This is a genomic window from Nonomuraea sp. 10N515B (genome assembly GCF_052245915.1).
Lineage (GTDB): Bacteria > Actinomycetota > Actinomycetes > Streptosporangiales > Streptosporangiaceae > Nonomuraea.
Genome location: NZ_JBQQBQ010000007.1, coordinates 25,697 through 43,935, shown reverse-complemented (window position 1 = coordinate 43,935; position 18,239 = coordinate 25,697). Strand labels below are relative to the sequence as shown.

The window sequence follows — 18,239 nt, the reverse complement described above, 5'->3', positions numbered from 1 at the left end:
CAGCACGGGCACGGACCAGATGGGCAGGGCCAGCACAGACACGGCCAGCACGAGGCAGACGGACACGGGGTAGCACGGACACGTCCGGCACGGGCCAGCCAGCACGAGGCAGACGGACACGGGGCAGCACGGACACGTCCGGCACGGGCCAGCCAGCACGAGGCAGACGGGCACGGGGCAGCATGGGCATGGGCAGGCCAGCATGGCCAGCACGGGCACGGACCAGACAGGCCGGGCCAGCACGGGCGGGCCAGCACGGGGCCTGCACGGGTCATGGACGCGGCGGGCGATAGGCGGGCGGTAGATAGCACGAGCGGCCGTTCGGCGCGGGAGGTGCGCCCGTCACGGGGCGTCGAAGAGGTGGAGGCGGTGGGCGGTGGCAGCGGCCTCGCCGCGGGTGGCGGCCCCGAGCTTGGCCAGGATGTTCGATACGTGCACGCTCACCGTCTTGACCGAGATGAACAGCACCTCGGCGATCTCCCGGTTGCTCCGCCCGTTCGCCACCTCGCGCAGCACCTCCAGCTCCCGCGCCGTCAGACCCAGCGTCGGCTGCCCGCCCGCGGCCGACTCCTCGGAGCCCCCGATCCTGGCCCGCCGCCCGAAGACGTCGATCTGCTCCAGTAGCGGCGTGGCCCCAAGGTGCGCGGCCAGCTCCCGCGCCCGCGTCAGGCGCACGGCTGTCTCCTGCCGGTCCCCGGTCGCCAGCGCCGCCTGCGCGGCCCCCAGCGTGCTCCTCGCCTCCGCGTACGGCTGTCGCAGCGCCGCCCACGCCCCCGCCGCCAGATCCCATGCCTTGACCTGCCAGGCGGCCAGCTCCGCCGCGTCCTCGATCGGGGTCTCCGGCCCGGTCAACGCGCTGAACGTGAGCCGGTGCGCCTGCTGCAGATCCCCCACGACCGCGAGCCCCTGCCCCAGCGCCCGCAGCCGCGGCAGGAGCGCCAGACCGAACTGCGCGAGCGCGCCGGAAGCGTGCGCCGTGCCCACACCCGCGGCGGAGCCGGACTGAGCGCCTCCGCCAGTGCCCGGCTGAGCGCCCCCGCCAGTGCCCGGCTGAGCGCCCCCGCCGGTGCCCGGCTGAGCAGCGCCCACACCGGCACCGGACTGGGCGAGACCGGCGGTGGACCAGGAGCGCAGCGCGGGCGGCACGACGGCCAGCAGGAGCCGGGCGAAGGTCACCAGCACCGGCCAGACATAACGCGGACTGGACACCAGATCGCGCTCCTCCAGCACGCGCGCGGCCACGCGTACCGCCTCCTCCATCTGCCCCCGCCCCTGCAGCAGCTGCACCTCCCTGCACAGATGCGGCAGCACCGTCTGATCCCGGTATGTCCCCCGCGACAACACGCTGCGCGAGGCCCCCAGCATCTGCTCCGCCCGGTCGAACTGCCCACGTGCGAGGGCGATGTCCGTGACGAATCCCTGCAGGCTGGCCCGGTAGGGAGCCGGCGGTGTGAGGTCGAGCGCGTGCTCGATGACCTGGAGCGCCTCGTCCCACCGCCCGAGCGACACCAGCGGCTCGGCCAGGTTGATCGCCAGGAACGTGCCCGACGTGCGGGCCAGTCCGTAGTGGGCGGCCTCCTCGGCGCCGTCCCTGGCGACCTGGGCGGCTCGCTCGTGCCAGCCCGCGCCCTCCAGCGCGTCGGACTCGGAGATGGCCCAGCGCATCAGCGCGTTGTACGCGCCCCCGCCGGCGGCGATGCCTCGCGCCTCGGCGAAGGCCGCCATCTGGGCTTCGACCTCGGAATAGCCGAAGCGCGCCCAGGCGAGATTGATGAGGGCGTGCGCCTCGACGTTGGCGTCGCCCACCTCCCGGGCGATCTGCCTGGCCTGCTCGGCCGTGGCGATCTTCTCCGGCCAGTCCTCGGGCCCGTGGAGCATGCGTGACAGGGTCTCGAGCACCTGCCCGCGGAGCTTGCTCGGCGGGTCGGCGGGCACCAGCTCGGCGGCGCGGCGCAGGTCGTCGAGGTAGCCGGAGCGTCCCAGGTCGTAGCGGGTCAGCCCGCGCTGGCGCAGCACGACGGCGGTCCTGATCGGGTCGGCCTCCTGGTCCAGCTCGGCCAGCGCGGCGCTGGCCAGGGCGATGGACCGCTCGTACTCGCCGGCGAGGTGAGCCACCGTGGCGATCTGCTTGAGCACGTCGAGCCGGTCGCAGCCGATGCGCTCGGCCGCGTCGGGCACCTGGTCCCACAGCTCCAGCACCCTGGACAACATGCCGAGCTGCTCGTCGTAGGCGGTGGACTTGCGGGCGGCGGCGGCCGCGTGCCATGCGCTGACCAGCGCCCAGGTGGAGTCGTGGGCGGAGTGCCAGTGGTGGGCCAGCTCGATCGCGCCGCGCGGGGCGGGCAGGATCGACAGGTCGCGCTCCAGCGCTTCGGCGTAGCGCACGTGCAGGCGGGTGTGCTCGCCGGGCAGCAGGTCGTCGTGGAGCGCCTCGCGGATGAGCGCGTGCCTGAAGCTGTAGCCCTCGCCGTCGACCACCAGCACGTTGCCCGCCACGGCGGGCCGCAGCGCGCGCGAGAGCGCGCTCTCGTCGAGCCCGGCGACCGCGGAGAGCAGGTCGTGCTCGAGGCGCTGGCCGCCCGCGCTGGCCACCCGCAGCAGCTCCTGGGTCTCCTCCGGCAGCCGCTCGACGCTGGCGAGCAGCAGGTCGCGCAGCGACTCGGGCAGCGCGTCACCGCCACCGGCCTCGCTGAGCAGCGCCTCGACGAACAGCGGGTTGCCTTCGCTGCGCGCGTAGATCAGGTCCATGTCGGCGGGGGACGGCTCCCGCTCCAGGATGCTGGCCGCCTGGGCGACCGCCTCCCTGCGGGTCAGCCTGCGCAGGTCGGCCCTGGCCACCCACTCCACCCGGCTCAGCTCGGCGAGCATCGGCCGCAGTGGGTGGGTGCGGTGCAGCTCGTCGGTGCGGTAGGTGACCACGATCAGTAACCGGCCGGCGGTGCGCTGGTAGCGGACCAGGAACGACAGCAGGTCACGGGTGGACCGGTCGGCCCAGTGCGCGTCCTCGACCACGAGCACGACGGCGCGCTCCTCGGCCAGCCGCTCCAGCACCCCCAGCACCAGCTCGAACAGTCGGGCCCTGGCCTCAGGGCCGTCCTTGTCCGGCTCGCCGAACTCGGGCAGCAGCCGCGCCAGACCCCCCGTCGCGCCTCCGGGCACGAGCGCCGCGACCCCGTCGCGGCCCAGCTCCCGCACGAGCCCGCGCAGAACGGCGGTGAACGGCGCGAACGGCAGGCCCTCCGTGCCCAGCTCCAGGCAGCCGCCGACGAGCACCCTGGCGTCGTCGGCCCGGCCGGCGAACTCGCCGACCAACCGCGTCTTGCCGACCCCGGCCTCGCCGCCGACCAGCACGGTGGACGGCACCCCGGCACGCGCTCTGGCCAGAGCGTCGCCGAGCACGGCGAGCTCGCGGGCACGCCCAACGAACAAGGGGCTCACGGCGTGGATACTCACGTAGGCAAGGATGCCATCCGTCTCCGACAGAAGTTCCGGCCCGCCAGCCCTTGAGACGGCCGCACTCCGGTGACGGCCCATGAGACGGCCGCGCTCTGGTGGCGGTCCTGGCCGGCGGCCGGCGCCGGGTGCGGGAAGCAGGAGCTAGCGCAGCACCTTGCGGAAGAACGTGGCCGAGGCCTCGTATCCGAGCGCGTGGTAGAACTCCGGCGCCCGCCGCGTCGCCATGGCCACGTATCCCGCCTGGCGTGAGCGGGCCCACCGCTCGAACTCCTCCAGCAGCGCCCGCCCGAGCCCCTGCCGGCGCGACCCCGGCTGGACCATGGCCTCCTCGACCCAGGCGACGGGCCCGTTCGCGAACAACGTCAAGTGCACGAACCCCAGCAGGTAACCGTGGACGTGCCCGTTCACGACGGCCGTGAGCAGCAGGGCGTCGTGGTTCGCCAGCAGCTCGGGCAGGGCGGCGTCGAAAGCCTCGCGCTCGGGCCGGAACGTCAGCCCGAAGTCGCGCGCCAACGCGAACACCTCGTCCGCGTCCGACTTATCCGCCCTCCTGATGAGAAGATCGTCAGCCGTCATGAGCAATGACATTAGACGGTGCTGCATTGCCTGCGCAAATACCCCCTACAGGTCGCCGAGGCCGAGCTGGCGGGCGATGAGCATGCGCTGGACCTCGCTCGTGCCCTCCCCGATCTCCAGGATCTTGGCGTCGCGGTAGAAGCGGCCGACGGGGAACTCGTTCATGAACCCGTACCCCCCGAACACCTGCGTGGCCTCGCGGGAGTTGTCCATGGCCGCGTTGGACGCCACCAGCTTGGCGATCGCCGCCTCCTTCTTGAACGGCTGCCCGGCCAGCATGCGCTCGGCCGCGTGGTAGTAGGCCAGACGGGCGGTGTGGGCCCGCGCCTCCATGTCGGCGATCTTGAACTGGATGGCCTGGTAGTGGCCGATCGGATGGCCGAACGCCTTCCTGTCCCTGACGTACTTCAGGCACTCGTCCACGCAGCCCTGGGCCAGTCCCACGCTGAGCGCGGCGATCGCGATGCGGCCCTCGTCCAGGATCTGGAGGAACTGCGCGTAGCCGCGGCCGCGCTCGCCGAGGAGGTTGCCGGCGGGCACGCGGCAGTCGGCGAAGGACAGCTCGCGGGTGTCTGAGGCGTTCCAGCCGACCTTGGAGTACTTCTTGGAGACGGTGAAGCCCGGGGTGCCGCGGGGGACGAGGATCGTGGAGATCTCCCGTTCGCCGGTGAGCGCGGCCACGCCGACGACGCTGGTGATGTCGGTGCCGGAGTTCGTGATGAACGCCTTCGTCCCGTTGATCACCCATTCCGCGCCGTCCAGCACGGCCGTGGTCCGCATCCCGCCGGGCACGTCCGTGCCGCCGCCCGGCTCGGTCAGGCCGAAGGCGCCCAGCTCGGCGCCGGAGGTGAGCCTGGGCAGCCAGTGCGCGCGCTGCTCCTCGGTGCCGAACCGGTAGATCGGCATCGCGCCCAGCGACACCGCCGCCTCCAGGGTGATCGACACGCTGGAGTCGACGCGGGCCAGCTCCTCCAGGGCCAGGCACAGGGCGAAGTAGTCGCCGCCCATCCCGCCGTACTCCTCGGGGAACGGCAGGCCGAACAGGCCCATCGCGCCCATCTGACGCACGATGTCGTACGGGAACTCCTCGCGCTCGTAATAGTCGCCGATCACGGGCGCCACCACGTCGCGGGCGAACGCCTCGACCGTCTTGCGCAGCTCTTCGTACTCGTCCTTGAGCATGTCAGCCTTTCGACAGCGCTTATTTCGACAGGGCCTATTTCGACAGCGCCTATTTGGACAGGGCCTGCACGACGCGGGATGGGCTGGGCCGGCCGAGCAGCTCCGCCAGCCAGGTGCTGGTGGCGACGAGCTTGCCCAGGTCCAGCCCGGTCTCGATGCCGAGTCCGCGCAGCATCCACACGAGATCTTCGGTGGCGAGGTTGCCGGTGGCGGACTCGGCGTATGGGCAGCCGCCGATGCCGCCCGTGGAGGCGTCCACGGTGGTCACGCCCGCCCGCAGCGCGGCCAGCGTGTTGGCGAGCGCCTGGCCGTAGGTGTCGTGGAAGTGCACGGCGAGCCGGTCCGGCCGGCGGAACGCCTTGATCAGCGCCGTCACGTGGCCGGGCGTGCCGACGCCGATGGTGTCGCCGAGCGACAGCTCGTAGCAGCCGAGCCCGAGCAGCCGCTCGCCGACCGTGACCACCTGCGAGATAGGCGTCGGCCCCTCCCAGGGGTCGCCGAAGCACATCGACACGTACGCCCGCACCTGGACGCCGTTGTCCACCGCCCTGGCGACGACCGGCTCGAACATCTCGAACTGGCTCTCCAGGCTCCGGTTGAGGTTCTTGGCCGCGAACGTCTCGGTGGCGCTGGCGAAGATCGCGATCTCGTCCACGCCCCGGTCGAGCGCCCGATCCAGGCCGCGCAGGTTCGGGACCAGCACCGGGTAGCGCACGCCCGGCCTGCGGTGCAGCCTGGTGAGCAGCTCGTCGGAGTCGGCCAGTTGCGGCACCCACTTCGGGTGCACGAAGCTGGTCGCCTCGATCACCTTGTGCCCCGCGTCCGCGAGCCGGTCGATGAACTCGGCCTTGACCTCGACGGGCACGACCGCGGACTCGTTCTGCAGCCCGTCGCGCGGCCCGACCTCGTAGATCGTGACCTGCTGCGGAAGGCCTTCCATCGGGTACGGCATCACGCCTCCTCGCTGGTAACCACGGCCAGGACGGCATCCATGTCGACCGGCCGGCCGGGCTCCACGGACAGCTCGGAGACCACGCCGTCGCACGGGGCGGTGACCGTGTGCTCCATCTTCATCGCCTCCACGATGACCAGCGCCTGCCCCTCGCTCACCCGCTCGCCGACCTGCGCCTTGACGACCAGGACGGTGCCCGGCATGGGGCTCCTGACCACGCCGTCGCCGGCCGCCGCCGCGCCTGGGCGGTCGCCGGGGTCGCCGATGAGGTGACGGGTGAACGCCCACGCCCGGCCGTCCTTGCCGAGCCAGAGCGTGTCGGCGTCGCGGACATGCAGGTAGTGCTCGGTACGGCCGCCGACGCTGACCGCCAGCCCGGCCTGTTCACCGCTGCCCTTCCGGATCCGCGCGGCCACCCTCTCACCGTTGATCAGGACTTCGGCGGACTCTTCGGGCAGGCCGCGCACCTGGACCGCGTGCACGCCGTCCCGGGACTCCAGCCGCCAGGTCGTCCACGCGGGCTCGCCGACGCGCCAGCCGTCGGTGACCTCCCACGGGTCGTCGCCCTGCGGGAGGGCGTGGAAGACCAGCGCGGCGGCGGCGAGCACCTCGTCCGGCACCTCAACGCCGGGAATCAGGCCCGGGAGGACGCGCTCGACCAGGCCGGTGTCCAGCTCGCCCGCCACGACGCCCGGGTGGGCGGCCAGAGCGCGCAGGAACGGGACATTGGTGACCACGCCCAGGACGGCCGTGCCGGCCAGGGCCCGATCGAGGGCCCCGAGCGCCGCCTCCCTGTCCGGCGCCCAGGCCACGACCTTGGACAACATCGGGTCGAACTCGCTGCCCACGACCCCGCCTTCGACCAGCCCGGAGTCCACCCGCACGACCGACGCCGCCGCCCTGCGCCAACCGGCCTGAGCCGGCCCGCCCGAGCCCCCCGCCGGCGGCCCGAGCGGCGCGTCGCCAGGTGTGCGCGAAGGGTCGCCAGGCGCGCGCGAAGGAACGCCGCCGGGAGGGAGGTGACCAGGTTCGCGGAGGAGAAGGACGCGGCCGCCCGTGGGGAGGAAACCGCGGGCCGGGTCCTCGGCGTACACCCGGGCCTCGACCGCGTGCCCGTCGAGCCGGACGTCCTCCTGCGAGAACGGCAGTCGCTCACCCGCCGCCGCCCGCAGCTGCAGCTCCACCAGGTCCACACCGGTGACCAGTTCCGTGACGGGGTGCTCGACCTGCAGGCGCGTGTTCATCTCCATGAAGTGGTAGGCCCCGGTGGAGCCGTCCACGATGAACTCGACCGTGCCGGCGCCGACGTACCCGACCGCCCGCGCGGCCTCCACCGCCGCCGCCCCCATCCGGGCGCGCATCGGCGGCGTCACGAAGGGCGACGGCGCCTCTTCGATGATCTTCTGATGCCTGCGCTGCAGGCTGCATTCGCGCTCGCCCAGGTGCACGACGTTGCCGTGGCCGTCGGCCAGGATCTGGATCTCGATGTGGCGGGGGCGCTCGACGAACCGCTCGATCAGCAGGGTGCCGTCCCCGAAGGCGGCCCGTGCCGTACGGCGGGCCGACTCCAGCGCGTCGGGCAGCTCGGCGGCCGATCGCACCAGCACCATGCCCTTGCCACCGCCGCCGGCGGACGGCTTGATGAGCGCGGGGAAGTCCCGCCAGCTCTCCAGCGCCTCGTCCGGCTCGGCCGCGCCCGGCACCACCGGCACTCCGGCGGCCGACACGGTGGCCTTGGCGCGGATCTTGTCGCCCATCGCCTCGATGGCCTCGGCCGGCGGGCCGACGAAGACCAGCCCGGCCGCGGCGCACCGCCGCGCGAACTCGGCGTTCTCGGCGAGAAACCCGTATCCGGGATGGATGGCGTGCGCCCCGGAATCCCGAGCCGCCCCAACAATCGCCTCAATATCGAGATATTTCGGCACCTGAAGGGCTATGTCGGCTTCGAGCACGTGCTTGGCGCCCGCGTCGGACGCCGTGTGCACGGCCACCGATGTCAGGCCGAGCCCGCGCAAGGTGCGCACGATCCGTACGGCGATCTCGCCCCTGTTGGCGATGAGAACACGGTCGAACAACATGGTCACATCCGTCACATCCGAAAGATGCCGTAGCCTGCTGGCTCGAGCGGGGCGTTGGCCGCGGCGGACAGCGCCAGGCCGAGAACGGTGCGGGTGTCGAGCGGGTCGATCACGCCGTCGTCCCAGAGCCTGGCCGTGGAGTAGTACGGGTTCCCCTGGTGCTCGTACTGGGCCCTGATCGCATCGGCGTCGGCGTTGCCGACAGTGGTGAGGACGTTCGCGGCCTGCTCTCCGCCCATGACCGAGATGCGGGCGTTCGGCCACATCCACAGGAACCTGGGCGCGTACGCCCGCCCGGCCATCGCATAGTTCCCGGCCCCGAACGACCCGCCGATCACGATCGTGAACTTGGGCACTCGCGCGCAGGACACGGCGGTGACCATCTTGGCGCCGTGCTTGGCGATGCCGCCCGCCTCGTACGCCTTGCCGACCATGAACCCGCTGATGTTCTGCAGGAAGACCAGGGGGATGCGGCGCTGGTCGCACAGCTCGATGAAGTGCGCGCCCTTCATGGCGGACTCGCTGAACAGAATGCCGTTGTTCGCCACGATCCCCACCGGGTGGCCGTGAACGTGGGCGAACCCGGTCACGAGCGTCGAGCCGTACTCCGCCTTGAACTCCAGGAAACGCGAGCCGTCCACGATCCTGGCGATCACCTCGCGCACGTCGTACGGCTGCCGCGTGTCGCCGGGAACGATCCCGTACAGGTCGCGCGGGTCGTGCCGGGGAGGCTCCGGCGCGATCGTCTCCCACGGCCGAGGGGGGCGCGGGGCCAGCGTGGAGACGATGTCGCGGACGATGGCGAGGGCGTGGGCGTCGTCCTCGGCCAGGTGGTCGGTGACGCCGCTGACCCGCGCGTGCAGGTCGCCGCCGCCGAGCTCCTCGGCCGTGACCTCCTCGCCGGTGGCCGCCTTCACCAGCGGCGGGCCCCCCAGGAAGATCGTGCCCTGGCCGCGCACGATGACGGCCTCGTCGCTCATCGCGGGCACGTACGCGCCGCCCGCCGTGCAGGAGCCGAGCACCGCGGCGATCTGCGGGATGCCGCGAGCCGACATCGTGGCCTGGTTGTAGAAGATGCGCCCGAAGTGCTCGCGGTCCGGGAACACCTCGTCCTGCTTGGGCAGGAACGCTCCACCGGAGTCCACGAGATACACGCACGGCAGGTGGTTGTGCAGGGCCACCTCCTGCGCGCGCAGGTGCTTCTTGACGGTGATCGGGTAGTAGGTGCCTCCCTTGACGGTGGCGTCGTTGGCGACGATCACACATTCACGGCCGGAGACCCGGCCGACCCCGGTGATGATCCCGGCGGCGGGCGCCTGGTCGTCGTAGAGGCCGTTCGCGGCCAGCGGCGACAGCTCCAGGAAGCGGGAGCCCGGGTCCAGCAGGCCGTCGACGCGGTCGCGCGGCAGCAGCTTGCCGCGCTCGACATGCCGCTGCCGGGACCGCTCGGGGCCGCCGAGCGCGGCGGCGGCGAGGCGTTCGAGCAGCTCGGCGGCGAGCCGCTCGTTGAGCTCGGCGTTGTGTTTGTACGCCTCACTCCCCGGGTCGGCGACCGACTTCAGCACCGGCCAGTCGCTGCTCATGAGTCCCCTCTCATGGCACGGATGTTAGTCATCATTAACGTAGTCGTCTAGTATGTGAGACGTGACCACGGCTCCCACCACCTCTACCCGCCCTCGGCGCAACAGGCGCGCGGAGATCCTGGACGCGGCCGCCCGACTGTTCGCGGCACGCGGCTTCCACGGCGTCTCGATCGAGGACATCGGCGGCGCGGTGGGCGTCTCGGGTCCGGCCCTCTACCGGCACTTCAGCGGCAAGGACGCGTTGCTCGCCGAGATGCTCCTGGACATCAGCTCGCGGCTGCGCGAGTCGGCCGTCGCGGTCGCCACGTCCGCCCCGGACCCGCGGCAGGCCCTCGACGCATTGCTCAACGTGCAGATCACCTTCTCCATCGAGCAGCCGGCGCTGATCACCGTGCACGACAGGGAACTGGGCAACGTGCCCGAGCCGCAGCGGCGGCAGATCAGGCGGCTGCAGCGGCTTTACGTCGAGGAGTGGGTGACCGTGCTGGCCGAGCTGCACCCCGGGTGCCCGGCGGCCCGCCTGCGCGCCGCCACCCACGCCGTCTTCGGCCTGCTCAACTCGACCCCGCACAGCGCGGGCGAGCTGCCGGGCCGGGACATGCGGCCGCTGCTGCACGCGATGGCGAAGGCGGCCATCGCCGCCGCTGTTAGCGAACGCTAACTCATCTGCTTCGTCGATAAAGGCCTTGTTGGCCCAACTATCTAGATATATCGTCACGGTATCTCGATAGTTGGAGGACGTCATGCGAGATCCAGATTTCTGGGACGCCCCGCCGCCCCCTGTCCCTCCCACTCCCCCGTTCCCGCCGGGACCGCCGGGCCCACCGCCCGGCCCGGAGAGGTTACGGCGGGCGGCGTTCGGGCCTGACCACCCGTTCGCACCGCCTGCGCCGGAGTTCGGCGCGATGATCCACTGGGAGGCGCCCGCGCCGCGCGTACGCCGCGGCGACGTCCGGGCGGCCCTGCTGGCCCTGCTCCTGGAGGGGCCACAGAACGGCTACCAGATGATCCAGGACATCGAACAACGGAGCCGCGGCGTGTGGCGCCCCAGCCCCGGCTCGGTCTACCCGGCGCTCCAGCAGCTGGAGGACGAGGGGCTGGTGACGGCGAACGAGTCGGGCGGCAGCCGCACGTACCAGCTGACGGAGGGGGGCCGCGAGCAGGCCGCCCGGCACGCCGAGGAGGCGCCGTGGGAGGAGGTCGCGAGGTCGGTTCCGGCCGACCGCCACGAGCTGCGCCTGCTGTGGGCCCAGCTCAACGAGGCCTTCGCCCACCTGGTGCGCACGGCCGGGGACCGGCAGGTGGAGGAGGCCAAACAGTTGATCAAGAAGACCCGCAAAGCCGTTTTCCAGATTCTGGCGGAGGACTGATGAGCGGCGAACCGGCCGTCGCCGTACGGGGCCTGAGAAAGACATACGGGAAGGTCGAGGCCGTCAAGGGCGTCGATTTCGAGGTGCGTCCCGGTGAGGTGTTCGGCTTCCTCGGCCCGAACGGCGCCGGCAAGACCACCACCATCAGCATGCTCTGCACCCTGGTCAACCCCACCGGCGGCAGCGCGACCGTGGCCGGGCACGACGTCGTGCGCGAGCGTGACGAGGTACGCAGGAACATCGGCCTCGTCTTCCAGGACCCCACCCTCGACGGCTACCTGAGCGCCGAGCAGAACCTGCGTTTCCACGCCGAGCTGTACGGCGTGCCGAAGGACGTCGTCGGCGACCGCATCCGCCAGGTGATGGAGATGGTCGCGCTGTGGGACCGCAAGGACGCCAAGGTCATGACCTTCTCCGGCGGCATGAAGCGCCGGCTGGAGATCGCCCGCGGCCTGCTGCACTCCCCGCGGGTGTTGTTCCTGGACGAGCCGACCGTCGGTCTGGACCCGCAGACCCGCTCGGCCATCTGGGGGTGCATCAACCAGCTGCGTCTCACCGAGGACATCACCATCTTCATGACCACGCACTACATGGACGAGGCCGAGTACTGCGACAGGATCGCCATCATCGACCACGGCGAGGTCGTGGTGATCGACTCGCCTGAGGCGCTGAAGGCCAGCGTCGGCAAGGACCGCGTGCAGATCCACACCCTCGATGATGCCAAGGCCATCGAGGCGTTGCGGGAGCGGTTCGGGCTGGAGGCGGCCGTGCGCGAGGGGGCGGTGACGTTCGCGGTCGCGTCGGGCGAAGAGTTCGTGCCCAGGCTGTTCGCGGAGCTCGGCATGCCGATCAAGGCGGTGAGCGTGGCGCGGCCGTCCCTGGACGACGTGTTCATGTCCTACACCGGCTCCACGATCCGCGACGCCGAGGCAGGCGACGGCAACATGGCCTTCATGCGCGCGATGGCGAGGCGATGACGTCATGGCTACTGAGGCGATAAGCGTCCGGGTGCCCGCGCGCAGCGCCGGGCACGACCTGCGGGCCATCAAGATCGTGCTCCACCGCGAGATCCTGCGCTTCGTCAACGACCGCACCCGCATGCTCTCGATGCTGGTGCAGCCCGTGCTGTGGCTGTTCGTCATGGGCACTGGGCTGGGGTCGCTGGTGCAGGGCTCGATCCCTGGGATCGACTTCCGGACGTTCATGTATCCCGGCATGATCTCGATGACCGTGATCATGACGGGCATGTTCTCGGCCGGGTCCATCGTGTGGGACCGCGAGTTCGGCTTCCTGCGGGAGATGCTGGTCGCGCCGGTCTCGCGCGGGGCGATCGTGGTCGGCAAGTGCCTGGGCGGCGCGCTCGTCGCCACGGCGCAGGGCATCATCATCCTCGCCATGGCGGGGCTGGTGGGGGTGCCCTACTCGCCCGTGCTGATGGTGACGCTGCTGGCCGAGATGTTCCTGGCGGCGTTCACGATCACGGCCTTCGGGGTGATGCTGGCCGCGCGGATGAAGAACATGCAGACCTTCTTCGGGCTGATGCAGATGGCGATCATGCCGATGATGTTCCTGTCGGGGGCGATGTTCCCGCTGGCGAACCTGCCCTCGTGGCTGCACGTGCTGACCGTGGTCAATCCGATGACGTACGCGGTGGATCCGATGCGGCAGGCGGTCTTCGCCCATCTGGACGTGCCGCCGCAGGTGAACGCGATGCTCAACCCGGGGGTGCAGTGGTTCGGCTACCAGGTGCCGGTGCCGCTGGAGCTGGGGGTCGTGGCGGCGCTGGGTGCCGTGCTGCTGGGGATCGGGATCGCGGAGTTCCGGCGGGCGGAATAGGACGGGCTTTCGCGTTCGGGCTGCGCTGGAGAAGGCTACTGTTAGTGGCGTGCCTGGCAACAGCATCGCCGAACGCTTCGACGGGCTCCACAACCGTGTCAGCCTCGTCGGGCAGAACATCCTCGCCAAGATCGACGAAAAGGCCGCCGAAATCACGACGCAGATGAGCAAGGGTTTCAACGATGTCGATCAGCGGATGAGCGAAGGCGTCAGCACCGTCGATGAGGAGATCCGCGACATGAGTCGGCGGATCGACGGCTTGACGACGGCAACGGCGTCGAGGCTGGATCGAGTCGACGGCGACATCTCGAGAGTCGAGTTGCGGCTCGACAAGGTCAACGTCCGGCTGGACCAGCACGATGGGCGCTTCCAGCACCTCGAAGCGCTCATCGAGAAGCAGGCCCGCCAGGTGAACGAGCGGTTCAAGTCGGTGGACGAGCGGTTCAACGCCGTGGACAAGCAGTTCGACGCCGTGGACAAGCGGTTCAACGCCGTCGATGGCGAGATCGCCGACATCAAGGCCATCCTGGTCCGCATCGAGGGCAAGCTGCCCGACCAGCAGGTTAACTAAGCCGGGCAAGGCTGAGGCCCGGGGTGGTGTGCCCCGGGCCTCAGCTCATTTCATGACCTTCAGCGCTTCACGCGGACATAGTCCTTGCGGCTGCTGGAGCCGTAGGTGTCCTCGTCACCGCCGAACACGAACCTCCAGTGCCCGGAGTTCCAGGCCTTGACCTTGGTGTAAAGCCGCCCGCTGTCGCTGGACCAGAACGACTTCACGTACTGCCACTTCTTCGACTTGAGCGGCTTGAAGAACAGCGCCACCTTGCCCGAGTAGGCCTCCCAGGACCCCTCGTCGTCGATCTGCAGCTTGCCCGTGAACTTCAGGTACCGGCCGCGCTTGATCGGCTCAGGATAGGCGTTGAACTTGATCAGCCGCGTGTCCGCCTTCTCCACGGGCGGCGGGGCGGGCTGCTCGACCGTGACCCAGTCGCCCGCGCTGACCGAGCCGTTGACGCCGCGCGTGCCCGCGTACTCGGCGCGCCACCAGCCGGAGGTGACGGCCTCGGCGGAGGCCCAGAATCGGCCGTGGCGGCCGGTCACGTCACTGGTGACGTACTCCCACCTGGACGAGCCACCGGCCTTGAAGAAGATCGACACGCGCTCGCCGGCCACGCCGCCGCGGCCCTCGACCAGCAGGGCGCCGGTGAAGGAGAGCTTGTCGCCCTTGTCCACGGGCTCGGGCCTGGCGTCGAAGCCGACGATCTTGCTACCGAGGTTGCGGCGCTTGACGTCGACCCGGTCGGCGTCGCTGACGGAGGGCTTGGCCGCGGACGTGCCCGCGAACTCGGCCCGCCACCAGCCGGTGGCGTTGGCCCGCACGGTGGCGCCGAACCATCCGCCGCGGCCGGTCGTCACCTTGGTGACCTCGCGGTAGGTGTCGGAGCCGCGCTCGCGGAAGGTGATCGAGACGCTCTGACCGGGGTAGCCCTCGCCGTCGGCCACGAGCCGGCCGGAGACCTTGATCAGGTCACCCCGGTCGACGAGGTCCGGGCGGGCGTCGAAGTCGACGATCTTGGTGTCGAGCACCTTCTTGACGACGACCTCGAACGTGCCGCTGCGGGAGGCGTCGCCATCGCCCTGGGCGAGGGCGCGCCAGCTCCACTTGCCGGCGTTCGCGGAGTCGAAGGACTTGGTGCCGGTCCACTTCGTCCAGGTGCCGTGCGGGGACGGCGTCAGCGTGACGGGCGACTCGACGCTCACCTCGCCGGGCGGCTTGAGCATGAGCTCCGCCTTCCCCGCGTTCTTGGTGAGGAAGCTGAACGTCGCCGTGACCGCGCCCTTGGTGACGTCGATCGGCGGGCTGGGACTGATGCCCACGGGAGTGAGGATGGGTGCCGGGGCCGCCGTCGCGGCGGTCGGTGCGAGGGCTACCAGGGCCCCCGCGCCGACTATGACGGCGAGGGCGGCGACACGGATGCGTTGTAACATGTGGGTTCCTTTCTGGAGACCCCTGTCGTCCAACGCGGCATTGAGGGTGCCACGTGTGTCATCTCAGTAGACGTGCACGCGGCCGAGAAAGTTGTGGATACTGACAAACCGTTATTGATCGGGGTCAATAACACCGCTCCACAACATGTCACCGGCGTCCAGCAGACGGCAGCGCCGATCAAAGACATAATCGATGGTGTGGCGCGCGACACTGTTGAGACTCATTTCACCCAGACGGTTGCAACGCTGACGGCAGGTCCCGCGCGAGATCCCGGTCTGCCGGTCCGCGCGGGCACGGCGCTGACCGGCGAGCAGTGCAGGTCACTGTTCCGCCGCCAGCTCGAGAGCCGCCTGCTCGACATCGCCGCCCGCTGGCTGCGCGAGCAGGACGAGGGCTTCTACACGATCGGCTCGGCCGGCCACGAGGGCAACGCCGCCGTCGCCGCCGCGCTGCGGCCCGGCGACCCCGCGTTGCTCCACTACCGTTCCGGCGCGTTCTACCTGACCCGGTCGGAGCAGGTGGAGCGGGTCCCCGAGCAGGGCATCAGGGATGTGCTCATGGGCCTGGCCGCATCGGCGGAAGAGCCGATCGCGGGCGGCAGGCACAAGGTGTTCGGCCACCCCGACCTGGCCGTCATCCCGCAGACCTCGACGATCGCCAGCCATCTGCCCAGGGCTGTGGGAGTGGCCTTCGCCATCGAGCGGGCCAGGGCCCTCGGCACGCCCTCCCGGTGGAAGCAGGACGACGCGATCGTGGTGTGCAGCTTCGGCGACGCCTCGATCAACCACGCGAGCGCGCTGTCCGGCTTCAACACCGCCTCCTACGCGACCTTCCAGGGGCAGCCGCTGCCGATCCTGTTCGTGTGCGAGGACAACGGCATCGGCATCAGCGTCCGCACGCCCAAGGGCTGGGTGGAGGCGGCCGCGCGGCGTCCTGGCATCGAATACTTCGCCGCCGACGGCTGCGACCTGGCCGACGCCTATGACGTCGCCGTACGCGCCGTCGAGCATGTGCGCACCCACCGCTCCCCCGCGTTCCTGCACCTGTCCATGGTGCGGCTGATGGGGCACGCCGGGTCCGACGTCGAGGTGGCCTACCGCACGCAGCGCGAGATCAGGGCCGACCTCGAGCGCGACCCGCTGGTGCGCACGGCGGCGCTACTGGTCGAGGCGGGACTGGAGACTCCGGAGGAGCTGCTCAAGACCTACGAGTCCATGCGCGAGCACGTCCTGCGCATCGCGCTGGAGACCACGCGCAGCCCGCGGCTGGGCACCGCCAGGGAGATCATGGAGCCGATCGCGCCGCGCAACCCCGAGCTGATCGCCAAGATCAGCCCGATGGCGGCGTCGGGTCAGGCCAGGGAAAAGGCGTTCGCCGGGTCGCTGCCGGAGAACGACAAGCCGATGACGCTCTCGATGGCGATCAACCGTACGCTGGCCGACGCGCTGACCGTCTACCCGGACATGACGGTGTTCGGCGAGGACGTCGCCAAGAAGGGCGGCGTCTACGGCGTGACCCGAGGGCTGCAGAAGCGGTTCGGGGCGGCGCGGGTGTTCGACACGCTGCTGGACGAGCAGGCCATCCTGGGGCTGGCGCTCGGCGCCGGCGTGTCCGGCCTGCTGCCGGTCCCGGAGATCCAATACCTGGCCTACCTGCACAACGCGCTCGACCAGATCCGCGGCGAGGCGGCCACGCTGTCGTTCTTCTCGCGCCACGCCTACCGCAACCCGATGGTGGTGCGGGTGGCCGGCTACGCCTACCAGAAGGGGTTCGGCGGGCATTTCCACAACGACAACGCGATCGCCGCGCTGCGCGACATCCCGGGGCTGGTCATCGCCTCGCCGTCACGGCCGGACGACGCGGCGGCGATGCTCCGCACCTGCCTGGCGGCGGCGCAGACGTGCGGGTCGGTGTGCGTGTTCCTGGAGCCGATCGCGCTCTACCACACGCGGGATCTGTTCGACGACGGCGACGGGGGGTGGCTGTCGCCCTACGTGCCGCCCGCGCGGTGGGCGGAGACACACGTGCCGATCGGGCGGGCGCGCTCCTACGGTGATGGGCGCGACCTGACGATCGTGACGTTCGGCAACGGGCTGCGGATGAGCCTGCGGGCCGCCGTGCGGCTGACCCAGGAGGGATACGGCTGCCGCGTCCTCGACCTGCGCTGGCTGGCGCCGCTGCCGCTGGACGACCTGCTGCGGGCCGCCGAGCTGACGGGCAAGGTGCTGATCGCCGACGAGACCCGGCACACCGGGGCCGTCTCGGAGGGCATCATGGCCGAGCTGGCCGACGCCGGATACACCGGGTCGGTGGCCCGGGTGACCTCGGCCGACAGCTTCATCCCTCTGGGGGCGGCGGCCGATCACGTGCTGCTGTCGGAGGAGGAGATCGAGCAGGCGGCACGCAAGCTCCTCGGCTGAGGCCCGTGCACCTCTCGCCGTGCTGCGGGTGAGCGTGTGCGAACGTCCGGGGCTAGAGCGGATTCATGAGATATCCACCGAAGACCGCGGCCGTGAGGGACACCAGAAAGAAGAAGAACACGTAAAAGCCGCCCGGCAAGAACGTCAGCCGCGCCAGCTGGTCGGCGTCGGAGTCCCTCGCCTGCCGCCTGCGCCGCTTCTGCTGCAGCTCGATGATCGGCCGGATCCCGCCCAGCAGCAGGAACCACACCGCGACCAGGGCGACGACCTGCTGGATCTCGGCGGCCGCGTACATGATCAGGGCGAACACGGCGCCGCCCGTCGCCAGGAGGATCAGCGCGCCGTAGAGGTTGCGGATCAGCAGCAGCATGCAGACCAGGAACAACAGGACGGTCCAGATCAGCAGCGTGATGCGTCCCTGCGCGGTGAGCCAGGCGGCGGCCAGCCCGAGCAGCGGCGGCGCCAGATAGCCCGCCAGCGCGGTCAGGATCATGCCGGGCCCGGTGGGCCGGCCCCGCGTCAACGTCACGCCGGAGGTGTCGGAGTGCAGGCGGATGCCTTCGAGCTTGCGCCGGGTGACCAGCGCCATCAGCGCGTGGCCGCCCTCGTGGGCGATCGTGATCAGGCCCCGGGACAGCTGCCAGGACATGCGGAAACCAACGATCACGAGCGCGACCAGAGCCGAGACCACCACGACCCAAGGGTCGGGGTCAGGCTGAACCTTGATCAGGTGGGCCCAGAAGTTGTCCATCGAGGAGAAACCCTATCCGGGCGAAGTCTCGGCCGCGGCCACAGA

14 protein-coding genes are annotated in these 18,239 nt (G+C 70.7%); 6 read left to right on the top strand and 8 right to left on the bottom strand.

Annotated elements, in window-relative coordinates; translation table 11 throughout:
* Window positions 1–342: 342 nt before the first annotated feature.
* The 6 genes from ACTWQA_RS12110 to ACTWQA_RS12085 form a co-directional block, all read right to left on the bottom strand.
* A complete protein-coding gene (locus ACTWQA_RS12110; RefSeq protein ID WP_443159328.1) occupies window positions 343–3,453 on the bottom strand; it encodes a helix-turn-helix transcriptional regulator in 3,111 nt (1,036 codons plus the stop codon).
* Window positions 3,454–3,597: 144 nt separating this feature from the next.
* Window positions 3,598–4,032 (bottom strand): GNAT family N-acetyltransferase, encoded by a 435-nt coding sequence (locus ACTWQA_RS12105; RefSeq protein WP_443159327.1) that lies wholly within the window; start codon window positions 4,030–4,032, stop codon window positions 3,598–3,600.
* A gap of 45 nt (window positions 4,033–4,077) precedes the next feature.
* Window positions 4,078–5,214: an acyl-CoA dehydrogenase family protein gene (locus ACTWQA_RS12100; RefSeq protein ID WP_443159326.1), complete on the bottom strand. Its 1,137-nt coding sequence runs from the start codon at window positions 5,212–5,214 to the stop codon at window positions 4,078–4,080.
* Window positions 5,215–5,263: 49 nt separating this feature from the next.
* The gene (locus ACTWQA_RS12095; RefSeq protein WP_443159325.1) at window positions 5,264–6,166 is read right to left on the bottom strand and encodes a hydroxymethylglutaryl-CoA lyase; all 903 of its coding nucleotides are present in this window, start codon (window positions 6,164–6,166) and stop codon (window positions 5,264–5,266) included.
* Window positions 6,166–8,244, bottom strand: coding sequence for an acetyl/propionyl/methylcrotonyl-CoA carboxylase subunit alpha (locus ACTWQA_RS12090; RefSeq protein ID WP_443159568.1), 2,079 nt, complete (start codon window positions 8,242–8,244; stop codon window positions 6,166–6,168). Before ACTWQA_RS12090 ends, ACTWQA_RS12095 begins: the two co-directional genes overlap by 1 nt.
* An 11-nt stretch (window positions 8,245–8,255) precedes the next feature.
* A complete protein-coding gene (locus tag ACTWQA_RS12085; protein WP_443159324.1) occupies window positions 8,256–9,827 on the bottom strand; it encodes a carboxyl transferase domain-containing protein in 1,572 nt (523 codons plus the stop codon).
* Between the two features lie 61 nt (window positions 9,828–9,888).
* On the opposite strand from ACTWQA_RS12085, the gene ACTWQA_RS12080 reads away from it, so the two are divergent.
* From ACTWQA_RS12080 to ACTWQA_RS12060, 5 genes are all read left to right on the top strand, one after another.
* Entirely contained in the window at window positions 9,889–10,488 is a 600-nt protein-coding gene (locus ACTWQA_RS12080; protein ID WP_305921837.1) for an SACE_7040 family transcriptional regulator, read from the top strand.
* Window positions 10,489–10,570: 82 nt separating this feature from the next.
* The gene (locus ACTWQA_RS12075) at window positions 10,571–11,197 is read left to right on the top strand and encodes a PadR family transcriptional regulator (protein WP_443159323.1); all 627 of its coding nucleotides are present in this window, start codon (window positions 10,571–10,573) and stop codon (window positions 11,195–11,197) included.
* The gene (locus ACTWQA_RS12070) at window positions 11,197–12,174 is read left to right on the top strand and encodes an ATP-binding cassette domain-containing protein (protein WP_443159322.1); all 978 of its coding nucleotides are present in this window, start codon (window positions 11,197–11,199) and stop codon (window positions 12,172–12,174) included. Before ACTWQA_RS12075 ends, ACTWQA_RS12070 begins: the two co-directional genes overlap by 1 nt.
* A 4-nt stretch (window positions 12,175–12,178) precedes the next feature.
* Window positions 12,179–13,033, top strand: a complete 855-nt coding sequence (locus ACTWQA_RS12065; protein WP_305921834.1) for an ABC transporter permease — start codon at window positions 12,179–12,181, stop codon at window positions 13,031–13,033.
* A gap of 49 nt (window positions 13,034–13,082) precedes the next feature.
* Window positions 13,083–13,604 carry a hypothetical protein gene (locus ACTWQA_RS12060; RefSeq protein WP_443159321.1) on the top strand — a complete coding sequence of 174 codons (522 nt, stop codon included), beginning with the start codon at window positions 13,083–13,085 and terminating at the stop codon, window positions 13,602–13,604.
* A gap of 59 nt (window positions 13,605–13,663) precedes the next feature.
* Here ACTWQA_RS12060 and ACTWQA_RS12055 read toward each other — a convergent pair whose 3' ends face one another.
* On the bottom strand, window positions 13,664–15,022 hold the full coding sequence (locus ACTWQA_RS12055; protein WP_443159320.1) for a hypothetical protein: 1,359 nt from the start codon (window positions 15,020–15,022) through the stop codon (window positions 13,664–13,666).
* Between the two features lie 198 nt (window positions 15,023–15,220).
* On the opposite strand from ACTWQA_RS12055, the gene ACTWQA_RS12050 reads away from it, so the two are divergent.
* Window positions 15,221–17,443: a thiamine pyrophosphate-dependent enzyme gene (locus ACTWQA_RS12050; RefSeq protein WP_443159319.1), complete on the top strand. Its 2,223-nt coding sequence runs from the start codon at window positions 15,221–15,223 to the stop codon at window positions 17,441–17,443.
* A gap of 52 nt (window positions 17,444–17,495) precedes the next feature.
* On the opposite strand, the gene ACTWQA_RS12045 is transcribed toward ACTWQA_RS12050, so the two are convergent.
* Window positions 17,496–18,194, bottom strand: a complete 699-nt coding sequence (locus ACTWQA_RS12045) for a M50 family metallopeptidase (RefSeq protein ID WP_305921830.1) — start codon at window positions 18,192–18,194, stop codon at window positions 17,496–17,498.
* Window positions 18,195–18,239 lie beyond the last annotated feature (45 nt).